12 protein-coding genes are annotated in these 13,859 nt (G+C 72.8%); 10 read left to right on the top strand and 2 right to left on the bottom strand.

From position 1 onward, the window contains the following. The first annotated feature begins 42 nt into the window (after positions 1-42). From rpe to ACIOC0_RS23250, 9 genes are all read left to right on the top strand, one after another. Positions 43-729, top strand: a complete 687-nt coding sequence (rpe, locus tag ACIOC0_RS23290) for a ribulose-phosphate 3-epimerase (RefSeq protein WP_402157255.1) — start codon at positions 43-45, stop codon at positions 727-729. Positions 730-806: 77 nt separating this feature from the next. Next, on the top strand, positions 807-1,850 hold the full coding sequence (locus ACIOC0_RS23285; protein WP_402157253.1) for a sugar-binding transcriptional regulator: 1,044 nt from the start codon (positions 807-809) through the stop codon (positions 1,848-1,850). A 77-nt stretch (positions 1,851-1,927) separates the two neighbouring features. After that, the gene (locus tag ACIOC0_RS23280) at positions 1,928-2,233 is read left to right on the top strand and encodes a barstar family protein (protein WP_402157252.1); all 306 of its coding nucleotides are present in this window, start codon (positions 1,928-1,930) and stop codon (positions 2,231-2,233) included. A gap of 131 nt (positions 2,234-2,364) precedes the next feature. After that, complete coding sequence (locus ACIOC0_RS23275; RefSeq protein ID WP_402157660.1) at positions 2,365-3,804, top strand: GuaB1 family IMP dehydrogenase-related protein; 1,440 nt, start codon at positions 2,365-2,367, stop codon at positions 3,802-3,804. Positions 3,805-4,107: 303 nt separating this feature from the next. Further along, positions 4,108-5,595, top strand: a complete 1,488-nt coding sequence (locus ACIOC0_RS23270) for an amino acid permease (protein WP_402157250.1) — start codon at positions 4,108-4,110, stop codon at positions 5,593-5,595. Positions 5,596-5,605: 10 nt separating this feature from the next. Further along, a complete protein-coding gene (locus ACIOC0_RS23265) occupies positions 5,606-6,058 on the top strand; it encodes an Lrp/AsnC family transcriptional regulator (protein ID WP_130444560.1) in 453 nt (150 codons plus the stop codon). A gap of 487 nt (positions 6,059-6,545) precedes the next feature. Beyond that, a complete protein-coding gene (locus ACIOC0_RS23260) occupies positions 6,546-7,760 on the top strand; it encodes an MFS transporter (protein WP_402157247.1) in 1,215 nt (404 codons plus the stop codon). Between the two features lie 159 nt (positions 7,761-7,919). Continuing rightward, positions 7,920-8,708: a carbon-nitrogen hydrolase family protein gene (locus ACIOC0_RS23255; protein WP_402157246.1), complete on the top strand. Its 789-nt coding sequence runs from the start codon at positions 7,920-7,922 to the stop codon at positions 8,706-8,708. A gap of 62 nt (positions 8,709-8,770) precedes the next feature. Then, on the top strand, positions 8,771-10,468 hold the full coding sequence (locus tag ACIOC0_RS23250) for a flavin monoamine oxidase family protein (protein ID WP_402157245.1): 1,698 nt from the start codon (positions 8,771-8,773) through the stop codon (positions 10,466-10,468). Between the two features lie 19 nt (positions 10,469-10,487). Here ACIOC0_RS23250 and ACIOC0_RS23245 read toward each other — a convergent pair whose 3' ends face one another. Further along, on the bottom strand, positions 10,488-11,189 hold the full coding sequence (locus ACIOC0_RS23245) for a DUF5995 family protein (protein WP_402157244.1): 702 nt from the start codon (positions 11,187-11,189) through the stop codon (positions 10,488-10,490). A gap of 142 nt (positions 11,190-11,331) precedes the next feature. Here ACIOC0_RS23245 and ACIOC0_RS23240 point away from each other — a divergent pair, with 142 nt between their 5' ends. Then, positions 11,332-12,480 (top strand): glycoside hydrolase family 6 protein, encoded by a 1,149-nt coding sequence (locus ACIOC0_RS23240; protein ID WP_402157659.1) that lies wholly within the window; start codon positions 11,332-11,334, stop codon positions 12,478-12,480. Here ACIOC0_RS23240 and ACIOC0_RS23235 read toward each other — a convergent pair. Continuing rightward, positions 12,450-13,838 (bottom strand): uracil-xanthine permease family protein, encoded by a 1,389-nt coding sequence (locus ACIOC0_RS23235; protein ID WP_402157242.1) that lies wholly within the window; start codon positions 13,836-13,838, stop codon positions 12,450-12,452. The genes ACIOC0_RS23240 and ACIOC0_RS23235 overlap by 31 nt on opposite strands. Positions 13,839-13,859 lie beyond the last annotated feature (21 nt).

Here is a 13,859-nt window from a genome sequence, read left to right as displayed (position 1 = left end):
CCGGTGCCACCGACCGCCGGAGGGCATGGCAGGCTTGGAGGCATGGCCGCGCAGATCAACCCCAGCATCCTGTCCGCCGACTTCGCCCGCCTCGCGGACGAGGCGAAGGCGGCGGAGGGAGCCGACTGGCTCCACGTCGACGTCATGGACAACCATTTCGTCCCGAACCTCACGCTCGGCGTGCCCGTGGTGGAGTCCCTGGCCCGGGCGACGGACACCCCGCTGGACTGCCACCTCATGATCGAGGACCCCGACCGCTGGGCCCCGCAGTACGTCGAGGCGGGCGCCTCGTCGGTCACCTTCCACGTGGAGGCGGCCGCCGCACCCGTCCGCCTGGCCCGCGAGATCAGGGCGAAGGGCGCCCGCGCGTCCATGGCGCTCAAGCCTGCCACGCCCATCGAGCCGTACGAGGACCTGCTGCCCGAGCTGGACATGCTGCTGGTCATGACGGTGGAGCCGGGCTTCGGGGGGCAGGCGTTCCTCGACATCATGCTGCCCAAGATCCGCCGCACCCGGGAGCTGATCGGCAAGCACGGCCTGCAGCTGTGGCTCCAGGTGGACGGCGGTGTCTCGGCCTCGACGATCGAGCGGTGCGCGGAAGCCGGCGCCGACGTGTTCGTGGCCGGGTCGGCGGTCTACGGCGCCGAGGACCCGGCCGAGGCGGTACGTGCATTGCGCACGCAGGCGGAAGCGGCCACCGCCAAGGCCTCCTGGGCGTGCGACCACTGAGCCACAGGTACGTGAACGGCTTTCATCGGGACTGATCGAGTGCGCCGGATCTGCAAGGATGAACGGCGAATCCAAGTGTGAACAGCAGTGAGGAGATCGCCGTGTCGGGTATGTCGGCGGGCCGGTCAGCCATGCGGATGGGACCCGCTGAGCTGGTTCAGGCGGCGGCCATGGCCCGCCGCTTCTACCTCGAGGGCAAGTCCAAGATCCAGATTGCGGAGGAGTTCGGCGTCAGCCGCTTCAAGGTGGCCCGGGTCCTGGAAACCGCTCTCGAACGGGATCTCGTACGCATCGAGATCCGTGTGCCGGCCGAACTGGACGCCGAGCGCTCCGACGCGCTCCGCGCCCGCTACGGCCTCAGGCACGCCGTCGTGGTCGAGTCCCCGGCGGACGTCGAGGAGTCGCCCGACCCGGAGAACCTGGGAGAAGTGGCCGCCGACCTGCTCGGCGAACTCGTCAACGAGGGGGACGTCCTGGGCCTGGCCTGGGGCCGCTCCACGATCCACATGGCGGCGGCGCTGGACCGGCTGCCCCCGTGCACGGTGGTGCAGCTGACGGGCGTGTACGACGCCGGGACCGCCGAGCGCGGCTCGGTCGAGGCCGTCCGCCGCGCGGCCCAGGTGTCCGGCGGCGACGCGCACCCCATCTACGCGCCGATGCTGCTGCCGGACGCCGCCACCGCCGCCGCGTTGCGCCACCAGACCGGGATCGCCCGGGCCTTCGAGTACTTCGACAAGGTCACGGTCGCCTGCGTCTCCATCGGCTCCTGGGAGCCGGGCATCTCCACGGTGCACGACATGCTCAGCGACGAGGAACGCGGCCACTACGCCTCGCTCGGCGTCGCCGCCGAGATGTCCGCGCACCTCTTCGACGCGGAGGGCCGCCGGGTCGGGCGCGATCTGGGCGAGCGGTGCATCACCGTCAAGGCCGACCAGCTCCGCCGCGTCCCCGAGGTCGTCGCGATCGCGGGCGGGCAGCGCAAGGCGGCCGCGATCGACGCGGTGCTGAGGTCCGGGCTCGTCACCAGCCTGGTGACGGACACCTCGGCCGCGGACTACCTGATGACGGCCGGACCGATGCCGAAACCGGCCCTCAACCGCACAGATCCCGACGGTTCCTGACGTAACGTCAGACACGGGGGCGGCCGCCCGGCCGTCCCCGGAACCGGAGACCCCGACTCGCGCAGGGCGGTGCCTGGATGACGGATCACGTGCTCACGCTGGACCTCGACGGCGTCGAGGACAAGGCCGACCTGATGGACCGCTGCGTCCGCGACCTTGAGCTGCCCGACCGGTTCGGGCGCAACTGGGACGCCCTCGCCGACAGCCTCAGCGACCTGACCGCCCGCCCCGACACCGAGGGCATGCTCGTGGTCGTACGGAACTGGATGCCGTACGCGAAGGCGCGGCCGGAGGAGTGGGAGATCGCGCAGGCGGTGTTCTCCTCGGCGGTGGACCGGGCCCCCGCCCTCTCCGTGGTGCTGGCCCTCGGACGATCCTCCTAACGGCGGCGCGGCTCCCCTGGACGATCCGACCGGGCGGCGCGCCGCGGGCCCCGTGGGAGAATGAAGTACGTGCTTCTCCCCCCTGGCTACCTGCCCGGGGGTCACCTCTGATCGACCGGGATGTGCAGCACGTGCGTTTCCTCAACGACATCCAGCCCGCCCACGACCTGACCTACGACGACGTCTTCATGGTGCCGAGCCGCAGCGCCGTGGGCTCGCGGCAGGGCGTGGACCTCAGCTCACCGGACGGCACGGGCACCACGATCCCGCTGGTCGTGGCCAACATGACCGCCGTCGCCGGCCGCCGCATGGCCGAGACCGTGGCCCGGCGAGGCGGACTCGTCGTCATACCGCAGGACATCCCCCTCGACGTCGTCACCGACGTCATCTCCTGGGTCAAGGGCCGCCACCTGGTCCTGGACACCCCCATCGTGCTCGCGCCCCACCAGACCGTCGCCGACGCGCTGGCCCTGCTGCCCAAGCGCGCCCACAACGCGGGCGTCGTCGTCGACGCGGACGGCCGCCCCGTCGGCGTCGTCACCGACGCGGACCTCACCGGCGTGGACCGCTTCACGCAGCTCAGCGAGGTCATGTCCAAGGACCTGCTGCTGCTCGACGCGGACATCGACCCGCGCGAGGCCTTCAACACCCTCGACCGCCGCAACCGGCGCTACGCCCCCGCCGTGGACTCCGAGGGCCGGCTCGCCGGCATCCTCACCCGCAAGGGCGCCCTGCGCGCCACGCTGTACACGCCGGCCACCGACGCCGAGGGCAGGCTGCGGATCGCCGCCGCCGTCGGGATCAACGGCGACTTCGCCGAGAAGGCCAAGCTGCTGCTCGACGCGGGCGTGGACACGCTCGTCATCGACACCGCCCACGGCCACCAGGAGTCGATGATCAACGCCGTCCGGCTGGTGCGCGACCTGGACCCCCAAGTCCCGATCGCCGCGGGCAACATCGTCTCCGCCGAGGGCGTCAGGGACCTGATCGAGGCGGGTGCCGACATCGTCAAGGTGGGTGTCGGACCCGGCGCCATGTGCACCACCCGCATGATGACCGGCGTCGGCCGGCCGCAGTTCTCCGCCGTCCTGGAGTGCGCCGCCGAGGCGCGCCGGCACGGCAAGCACGTGTGGGCCGACGGCGGCGTCCGCCACCCGCGCGACGTGGCGATGGCCCTCGCGGCCGGCGCGTCCAACGTGATGGTCGGCTCCTGGTTCGCCGGCACCTACGAGTCCCCCGGCGACCTCCAGCACGACGCGGACGGCCGCGCCTACAAGGAGTCCTTCGGCATGGCCTCCGCGCGCGCGGTCCGCAACCGCACCGCCGAGGAGTCGGCCTACGACCGCGCCCGCAAGGCGCTGTTCGAGGAGGGCATCTCCACCTCCCGCATGTTCCTCGACCCGGCCCGCCCGGGCGTCGAGGACCTGATCGACTCCATCATCGCGGGCGTCCGCTCCTCCTGCACCTACGCCGGCGCGGGCTCCCTGGCGGAGTTCGCCGAGAACGCCGTCGTCGGCGTCCAGAGCGCGGCGGGCTACGCGGAGGGCAAGCCGCTGCACGCCAGCTGGTAGCTCCCCGGCCGGCTCCGCAGGTGGGGCCGGGTTCTGTGGGTGCGGGGCGGTCGTGGCCGGTCGCGCGGCTCCCCGCACCCCCATCGGGGCGCTCACCGCAACGAATGTGCACCCTGCCGCCGTGAACGCAACGAACTTGCGTGTGTGCGCATCGTTGCTGCATTACACCTGCGACGTCCCTGGTCATAGTGTCGTGCGCTGTACGTGGCGTGGCGGGGACCCCGCTCGGTGGGTTCCTGCCCGGTGCAGGTGTGCCCGCCGGGGCCCCTTCGCGTCGAGAGGCAGCGACGAAGGAGTCAGAGCGTGCTCGACCATGGCGCACCCCCCGACCACCGCACCCAGGCCGCCCCGCCGTCCCCGGGTCCGGTCGCCAGTCTGATGCGGCGCAAGCCCGTGGAACGCCTGGTGGCCGAGGGCGGTCAGGGCGAGGGAGGGGCCCTGCGGCGCTCCCTCGGCCTCTGGCAGCTGACCATGATCAGCATCGGCGCCACGCTGGGCACCGGCATCTTCGTCGTCCTCGGCGAGGCCGTCCCCAAGGCCGGCCCCGCCGTCACCCTCTCCTTCGTGATCGCCGGCCTCACCGCCCTGTTCTCGGCCCTGTCCTACGCCGAGCTCGCGGGCGCCATCCCGGTCGCCGGCTCCTCGTACTCGTACGCGTACGCAACGATGGGCGAACTCGTCGCCTGGGTCTGCGGCTGGTGCCTCGTCCTGGAGTACGGCGTGTCGGTGGCCGCCGTCGCCGTCGGCTGGGGCGAGTACCTCAACGAACTGCTCGACGGCACACTCGGCGTCACCATCCCGGCCGCGCTGTCCGCCCCGCCGGGCGACGGAGGCGTGTTCAACCTGCCCGCCCTCGTCGTCGTCCTGCTGGCCATGGCGTTCCTGCTCGGCGGGGCCCGGGAGTCCGCCCGCGCCAACACCGTCATGGTCGTCGTGAAGATCGCCGCGCTGGTGCTGTTCTGCGCGATCGGCGTCCAGGGCCTGCGTTCGGGCAACTACGAGAACTTCATGCCGCTCGGCATGACGGGCGTCAGCGCGGCGGCGGCGACGCTGTTCTTCTCGTACATCGGCTTCGACGCGGCCTCCACCGCCGGCGAGGAGGCGAAGAACGCCCAGCGCGACCTGCCCCGCGCGATCATGCTCTCCCTGGTCATCGTGACGGTGCTGTACGTCCTCGTCGCCGCCGTCGCCGTCGGCGCCCGGCCCTGGCGGAGCTTCACCGACTCCGAGGCCGCGCTCGCCCAGATCATGCGCGACGTCACCGGGCAGACCTTCTGGGGCACCCTGCTGGCGTTCTGCGCCGTCGTCGCCATCGCCAGCGTCGTCCTGACCGTGCTCTACGGCCAGACACGGGTCCTCTTCGCGATGTCCCGCGACGGACTCGTGCCCAAGGTGTTCTCCCGCGTCCACCCGAGGACCGGCACACCCCGCGCCAACACGCTGATCGTCTCCCTGTTCTGCGGCGTCCTCGCCGCCGCCGTCCCGCTCGGGCAGCTCGCCGACGCCACCAGCATCGGCACCCTGTTCGCCTTCGCGCTGGTCAACGTCGCCGTCGTCGTCCTGCGCCGGACGCGCCCGCACATGTCCCGCACCTTCCGCGTCCCGCTGTCGCCGCTTCTGCCCGTTCTGGGCTTCGCCTTCTGCGTCTGGATGATGGGCAGCCTGTCCGCGATCACCTGGATGGTCTTCGGCGTCTGGATGGCCGTCGGGCTCGTGTTCTACTTCCTTTACGGCTACCGCCGCTCCCGTCTCGCACCGCCAGCAGCGTCAGCTGCGTCAGAAGTGAAGTGAACGAACCGCCGTGCTGAACGATCTCGACGAACGCATCGTGCACGCCCTCGCCGAGGACGCCCGCCGCTCCTACGCGGACATCGGCCAGCTGGTCGGCCTCTCCGCCCCCGCCGTGAAACGGCGCGTGGACCGGCTGCGCGCCACCGGGGCCATCACCGGCTTCACCGTCCGCGTCGACCCGGCTGCGCTCGGCTGGGAGACCGAGGGGTTCGTCGAGATCTACTGCCGGCGCAACACCTCCCCGGAGACCATCCAGCGGGGCCTGGAGCGCTACCAGGAGGTCGTCGCCGCCTCCACCGTCACCGGGGACGCGGACGCGGTTGCCCAGGTCTTCGCGGCCGACATGCGCCACTTCGAACGCGTGCTGGAACGCATCGCGGGCGAGCCCTTCGTGGAGCGCACCAAGTCGGTGCTGGTCCTGTCCCCGCTCCTGAGACGCTTCTCGTCGGGCTCCCCGACGTGACGCCGGCCGCTGGGCCGGGCTGAGCCGTGGGGCGGGGCCGCCGGGTGGGCTCAGCGGCGGCCTGGCACAGCGCCGAGGGCGCCCTCGGACCACTCGTCCCGCATGAGCCGGAACCGCTTCCGGCCCGGTGGGCCGAGCAGGTTCAGGGGCTGCTGGGTGGGGCGTCAGGCAGGCCACCGGGTCGACTGTCGGGCTGAGGTGCCGGGGCTGGGCCGCTGGACGAGCTGCTGGCGGGACCCCTGGGGTGGGGCTCCGGGGGAAGCCGGTACCCGGCCGCGCTGGTCGAGGCGCCGGGGTTGTGCCGTCAGGGCGGGGCCGGCCCCCGGGGGGTCGGGCTGCGGGTCGGGAAAATTCCGGTGGCCGGTGGGGCGGTCGGGGCTAGCATCGGGTTCATGACCTGGCGACATTGATCCACCGCTCATGCCTCCCGAGGGCCGCCTCGGATGTCGTGTCCACGACGTTCGAACCGCCCCCTCGGGAAGGCCCCATGTCACCCACCCCCGGTCGTCTCACGGCCACGCTGTACGTTTACGCGTTCCTCGACGAGTTCGTCCTGCTCTACCCGGTGTACGCGCTGCTGTTCGCCGACACCGGGCTGTCCGTCTGGCAGATGTCCTCGCTGTTCGTCCTGTGGTCGGCGACCGGCGTGCTGCTGGAGGTGCCCTCCGGCGCCTGGGCGGACGCCGTCTCCCGCCGGACCCTGCTGTGGCTCGGCCCGCTGCTCGGCGGGGCCGGGTTCGCCCTGTGGGTGCTCTTCCCCTCGTACTGGGCCTTCGCGCTCGGCTTCGTCCTGTGGGGCGCGCGCGGCGCGCTGGGCTCCGGGGCCCTGGAGGCCCTGGTCTACGAGGAGCTGGAGCGGCTCGGCGCGGCGGACACGTACGCCCGGGTCATGGGCCGGGCCCACGCGGCCGGACAGGCCGCCGCGATGACGGCCATGGCGGCGGCCGGCCCGGTCTTCGCGGCCCACGGCTACCCGGCCGTCGGCGCGGCCAGCGTCCTGGCCTGCCTGCTCTGCGCCGCGACGGCGACCCGCTTCCCCGAACACCGCCACCCGGCCGCCGGTCCCGCTTCCGGAGCGGACGAGGGGGCCGCCGCCGGCTGGGCCGCCGCCCTGCGGTCCGGGCTCGGCGAGGTGCGCCGTGACCGCTCCGTGCGCGGCGCGCTGCTGCTCGTCCCGGCCGTCGGGGCGGTCTGGGGCGCGCTCGACGAGTACACCTCCCTGCTGGCCAGGGAGACGGGCGTGGCGGACGCGACCGTCCCCTACCTGCTCGTGGTGATCTGGGCGGGCGTCACGGCGGGCAGCCTGCTCGCCGGTCCGGCTGAACGCCTCGGCAGCGCGCCCAAGGGGCTCGCCGCGCTGCTCGCGGTCTCCGCGCTCGCCCTCGCCGTCGGCGCGGCCGCCGGGACACCGGCCGGGATCGCGCTGGTGGCCGCGGCCTTCGGCGGCTTCCAGCTGGCGACGGTGCTCGCCGACGCCCGCCTCCAGCAGCGCATCGAGGGCACCGGCCGGGCCACCGTCACCTCGCTGGCGGGCCTGGCCACCGAGCTGAACACCATCGCCGTCTACGCCACGTACGCGACCGCCCTCAGCTCCACCGGCGCCCACACCACGACGTTCGCGCTGTTCGCGGCGCCGTACCTGCTGGTGGCGGCGGTGCTCACGGCACGGGCGGTGAGACCGGCGCGAGCGCACTGCCGTTGAAGCCCATCCCAGTGCGCGCAACGAATCGCCGCCCCGCCCGGAATCTACGCAACAAGCCGCTGGTCGGCGCGCAACGGGTGCTTCTTGTTCCGCCGAGGGCCACGCCCGTACCGTCTACGTGGCCCCCACAATCACCCCTGTCCCCGGTGAGGATCACGCATGCGCACCGCCCTGCTCCAGAGCTCCGGCCGGCCCGGCTCGGTCGCCGAGAACCTCAAGGTCCTCGACGAGGCCGCCGGCCGGGCCGCCGACGCGGGCGCGGGGCTGCTCGTCACACCGGAGATGTTCCTCACCGGGTACGCGATCGGCGACGACATCGCCCGTCTCGCCGAGCCCGCCGACGGCGACTCGGCCGACGCGGTCGCCGAGATCGCCGGCCGGCACGGGCTCGCCGTGGCGTACGGCTACCCGGAGCGCGAGGGCGCGACGGTGCACAACTCCGTCCAGCTGATCTCCGCCGACGGCGCCCGCCTCGCCGGCTACCGCAAGACCCACCTCTTCGGTTGCTTCGAGCGCGACCACTTCGCCCCCGGCGGGCAGCAGGTCGTCCAGGCCGAGCTGAACGGCCTCACCGTCGGCCTCCTCGTCTGCTACGACGTCGAGTTCCCGGAGAACGTCCGCGCCCACGCCCTGGCCGGCACCGACCTCCTGGTGGTGCCGACGGCGCAGATGCACCCCTTCCAGTTCGTCGCCGAGTCGATGATCCCGGTGCGCGCCTTCGAGAACCAGATGTACGTCGCGTACGTCAACCGGGTCGGTGTGGAAGGGGAGTTCGAGTTCGTCGGGCTGTCCACGCTGGCCGGCCCCGACGGCGTCGCCCGCACCCGCGCCGGACGCGAGGAGCAACTGGTGTTCGCCGACGTGGACCCCGCCTTCCTCGCCGCCTCCCGCGAGGCGAACCCCTACCTGCAGGACCGCCGGCCCGGCCTCTACGGCTCCCTGGTCTGACCGGCCCCCGGCCGCCCCCGCCCCCACCCCCGCTCTTCCTCGCCGCAAGGAGTCCGCACCCCATGACGTCCACGGTGCCCAACGCCGTCGAGCACACCGACGCGCAGCAGCCGCCGATCACCATGTTCGGCCCGGACTTCCCGTACGCCTACGACGATTTCCTCGCCCATCCGGCGGGGCTCGGCCAGATCCCGGCGACCGAGCACGGCGCCGAGGTCGCGGTCATCGGCGGCGGACTGTCCGGCATCGTGGCCGCGTACGAGCTGATGAAGATGGGCCTCAAGCCCGTCGTCTACGAGGCGGACCGCATCGGCGGCCGGCTGCGCACCGTCGGCTTCGAGGGCTGCGACCCCTCGCTCACCGCCGAGATGGGCGCGATGCGCTTCCCGCCGTCCTCCACGGCGCTCCAGCACTACATCGACCTGGTGGGTCTGGAGACCCGCCCGTTCCCCAACCCCCTCTCGGAGGCGACGCCTTCGACCGTCGTCGACCTCAAGGGCGAGTCCCACTACGCCGAGACGATCGACGACCTCCCGCACGTCTACCGGGACGTGGCGGAGGCCTGGGCGAAGTGCCTCGAAGAGGGCGCCGACTTCAGCGACATGAACCGCGCCCTGCGCGAGCGGGACGTGCCGCGCATCCGCGAGATCTGGTCCAAGCTCGTCGAGAAGCTCGACAACCAGACCTTCTACGGCTTCCTCTGCGACTCCGAGGCGTTCAAGTCCTTCCGCCACCGCGAGATCTTCGGCCAGGTCGGCTTCGGCACCGGCGGCTGGGACACCGACTTCCCCAACTCCATCCTGGAGATCCTACGCGTCGTCTACACCGAGGCCGACGACTACCACCGGGGCATCGTCGGCGGCAGCCAGCAGTTGCCGCTGCGCCTGTGGGAGCGTGAGCCGGAGAAGATCGTCCACTGGGCCCAGGGGACCTCGCTCGCGACCCTGCACGAGGGCGGCGAGCCCCGCCCGGCCGTGACCAGGCTGCACCGCACCGCCGGCAACCGCATCACCGTGACGGACGCGCACGGCGACATCCGCACCTACCGGGCGGCGATCTTCACCGCCCAGTCCTGGATGCTGCTGTCGAAGATCGCCTGCGACGACTCGCTCTTCCCGATCGACCACTGGACCGCCATCGAGCGCACTCACTACATGGAGTCCTCGAAGCTGTTCGTGCCGGTGGACCGCCCCTTCTGGCTGGACAAGGACGAGGAGACCGGCCGGGACGTCATGTCGATGACGCTCACCGACCGTATGACGCGCGGGACCTACCTCCTCGACGACGGCCCCGACAAGCCCGCCGTCATCTGCCTCTCCTACACCTGGTGCGACGACAGCCTGAAGTGGCTGCCGCTGTCCGCGAACGAGCGGATGGAGGTCATGCTGAAGTCGCTCGGCGAGATCTATCCCAAGGTCGACATCCGGAAGCACATCATCGGCAACCCGGTGACGGTCTCCTGGGAGAACGAGCCCTACTTCATGGGCGCGTTCAAGGCCAACCTGCCCGGCCACTACCGCTACCAGCGGCGCCTGTTCACCCACTTCATGCAGGACCGGCTTCCCGAGGACAAGCGGGGCATCTTCCTCGCCGGCGACGACATCTCCTGGACCGCGGGCTGGGCCGAGGGCGCCGTGCAGACCGCGCTGAACGCGGTCTGGGGAGTGATGCACCACTTCGGCGGGGAGACCGACGCGACCAACCCGGGCCCCGGCGACCTGTACGACGAGATCGCCCCGGTGGAACTCCCGGAGGACTGAGCAGTGGTGAGGGCCGGGCTCACAGCGGGGTGAGCAGCATCCGGCCGGCGAAGCCGACCGCCGCGTCGAGGCGGTCGGTCGACTCCCGGGCGAGGTCCGGGAGTCGGCGCAGGGCCCACAGGGCGCGGGCCGTGGACCAGGCGGCGTCCCGGGCGCGCTCCAGGCTCCACGAGCCCAGGAGATGGGTGAGCGGATCGGTGATCCGCAGAAGATCGGGGCCCGGCGTCAGCTCCTCGCGGATGCGCTCCTCCAGCGTGACGAGGAGATCGCCCACACGGTCGAACTCGTCCTCCATGTCCGCCGGTTCGCAGCCGAGGCTACGACAGGCGTCCACGACGGCGAGCGCGAGGTCGTGGCCGACGTGCGCGTTCATGCCCGCGAGCGCGAACTGCACGGGCCGTACGCCGGGATGGCGGCGGAGCTGCGACAGCGGGCGCCAGCAGGCCGGCGGACGGCGGCCGCGGGCGTCCGCGTCGACCGCCATGAGGTAGCGCTGGGCGAGCCGAACGTCCAGCGTGCCGGCGGTGCCGGGGGCCGCGAACAGGCCAGTGCTGACGTGCCGTTGGGACTCCCGTCTGACGGTCAGGCAGATCCGGTTGAAGACCGCGATCCCGTCCTGCGGTGGCAGGGCCGCGTCAAGGCCGCGCATCCGGGCGAGCACCCCGTCGAGAGCGGCGGCGGCCGGGGTGACGGGTGGGGCGGACTGTTCCGAGTGCGGCATGGGGGAAGGGTCGCAGCCCTAGGCTGACTCGCGCGCCGGCGGGCCCGGGGCTTCCCCGGAACGGGGGACGTGCCCGTCGCGCGGGAGGGGGAGCAGCACCGTGCGAGTACCGCGTCAGCGACGGGCCGTCCGGCGGCGCGTCGTGGTCGCCGTCGCCTCGGGGGCCGTCGCCCTGGCCGCGGCGGCCGCCATGGTGGCGTCGTCCGGCGACGGCGACGACACCGGCGACGGACGCCGGGGCAGGGCGAGCGAGCCGTTGCGGCCGGAGACCAGCGGCCCCCGGGCCCTTGCACCCGTCTCCCCGTCCCCGGCCGCGTCGCCTTCTCCGTCAGCCTCCGGAAGGACGCCCGCGGCCGGCCGGAGCGCCTCACCCGCGCCCACCGCCGGGGCCCGCCGGAAGGGACACGGGGCGGCCGCGCCGGGCCGGCTCTACCGCCACCCCGAGTCCCAGGTCGCGGACTGGGTCCGGGCCAACCCGGGTGACGCGCGCCGCGCGGTCATCGAGTCGCGCATCGCGAGCCGGCCGGCCGCGGTGTGGTTCGCCGACCACACGCCGGACACGATCACCTCCCGGGTCCGCGCCGTCACCGCGGGCGCCGCCGCGCAGGGCCGGGTTCCGGTCCTCGTGCCCTACCTCATCCCCGAACGGGACTGCGGCGGGGCGTCCGGGGGCGGCGCCCCCGACCTCGACGCCTACGACGCCTGGATCGACCGGTTCGCCGCCGGCCTCGGCTCGGGGGAGGTTGTCGTCATCCTGGAGCCCGACGCGATCGCCTACGCCGACTGCCTCCCGGCGGAGCGGCGTGCCGCCCGTTTCGCCTCGCTGGCCCGCGCGGGCCGGGTGCTCACGGCGGCCGACCCCAAGGCGCGCGTCTACTACGACGCCGGCCACTCCCACTGGAACGGGCCGGCGCGGCAGGCGGACCTGCTCAGGCAGGCGGGCGCGGCCTCCGCGGCGTCCGCCGGGATCTTCAGCAACGTCTCCAACTACCAGCGCACCGCCGACGAGGTCGCCTACGCCCGCCAGGTCCTCGCCGCGCTGGGCGGCCCCGCGGGCCTCGGCGCGGTCATCGACACCAGCCGCAACGGCAACGGCGCGCCCGCCGGCGGCGAGTGGTGCGACCCGGACGGCCGAGCGGTGGGCCGGGCCCCCACCCTCGACACCGGCGAGGCCCGCGTCGACGCCTACCTGTGGGTGAAACTGCCCGGCGAGTCCGACGGCTGCAAGGGCGAGGCGGGGTCGTTCAGCCCGTCGTACGCCTACGAGCTGGCGCGTTCGGGGTCGTCGTAGGAACTGGTGCCCTCGTCCAGCAGGGGCTGCTGGGTCTTGAGGTGGGCGGGGGCGAAGGCGCGCAGCGCGTGGTAGCCGACGATGACGACGAGGGTGCCGAGCGCGATGCCGCTGAGGGAGAAGGTGTCGGTGAACGTCAGGGTGACGTTGCCGACGCCGATGATGATGCCGGCGGCGGCCGGGACCAGGTTCAGCGGGTTGCGCAGGTCGACGCCCGCGTTGGTCCAGATCTGCGCGCCGAGCAGCCCGATCATGCCGTACAGGATGACGGTGATCCCGCCGAGGACGCCGCCCGGGACGGCGGCCACCACCGCGCCGAACTTGGGGCACAGGCCGAACAGCAGCGCGAAACCGGCGGCGGCCCAGTAGGCGGCGGTCGAGTAGACGCGGGTCGCGGCCATCACGCCGATGTTCTCGGAGTACGTGGTGTTCGGCGGGCCGCCGACGGCGGTGGACAGCACCGAACCGAGGCCGTCGGCCGCGATCGCCGTGCCGAGCTTGTCGTCGAGCGGGTCGCCGGTCATCTCGCCGACCGCCTTGACGTGCCCGGCGTTCTCCGCGACCAGCGCGATGACGACCGGCAGCGCGACCAGGATCGCCGACCACTGGAAGCTCGGTCCGTGGAAGGAGGGCAGGCCGATCCAGTCCGCCCGGCCGACCCCGGAGAGGTCCAGCCGCCAGTGGTCGGTGACCTTGCCGCTCGCGTCCGCCGAGTGGATCCGCCCGAAGATCCGGTCGAACGCCCAGGAGACCGCGTAGCCGAAGACCAGGCCCAGGAAGATCGCGACGCGGGACCAGAAGCCGCGCAGGCAGACCACGGCCAGCGCGGTGAACGCCATGACCAGCAGCGCGGTCCACTGGTCCTGCGGCCAGTAGGTGGAAGCGGTCACCGGGGCGAGGTTGAAGCCGATCAGCATCACGACCGCGCCGGTCACGATCGGCGGCATCGCGGCGTGGATGATCCGCGCGCCGAACCGCTGGACGGCCAGCCCCACCAGGAACAGCGCCACGCCCACGACGAGCACCGCCCCGGTGACCGTGGCGCTCGTGCCGCCCTGGGCGCGGATGACGGCCGCCACGCCCACGAAGGACAGCGAGCAGCCCAGGTAGCTGGGCACGCGGCCGCGGGTGGCGAGCAGGAAGATCACGGTCGCGACGCCCGACATCATGATCGCGAGGTTCGGGTCGAGCCCCATCAGGACGGGCGCGACGAAGGACGCGCCGAACATCGCGACCACGTGCTGCGCGCCCAGCCCCACCGTGCGGGGCCAGGAGAGCCGCTCGTCGGGGCGGACCACCGCGCCCGGCGCGGGGGTGCGTCCGTCGCCGTGCAGTTTCCAGCCGACGCCAAGATCCATGGTGCGGTTTCGCTTTCGTGG

The organism is Streptomyces sp. NPDC088254 (assembly GCF_044740925.1).
Taxonomy (GTDB): Bacteria; Actinomycetota; Actinomycetes; order Streptomycetales; family Streptomycetaceae; genus Streptomyces.
Note: the sequence above shows the minus strand (reverse complement) of the source record. Positions and strands in the feature narration are given on the sequence as shown.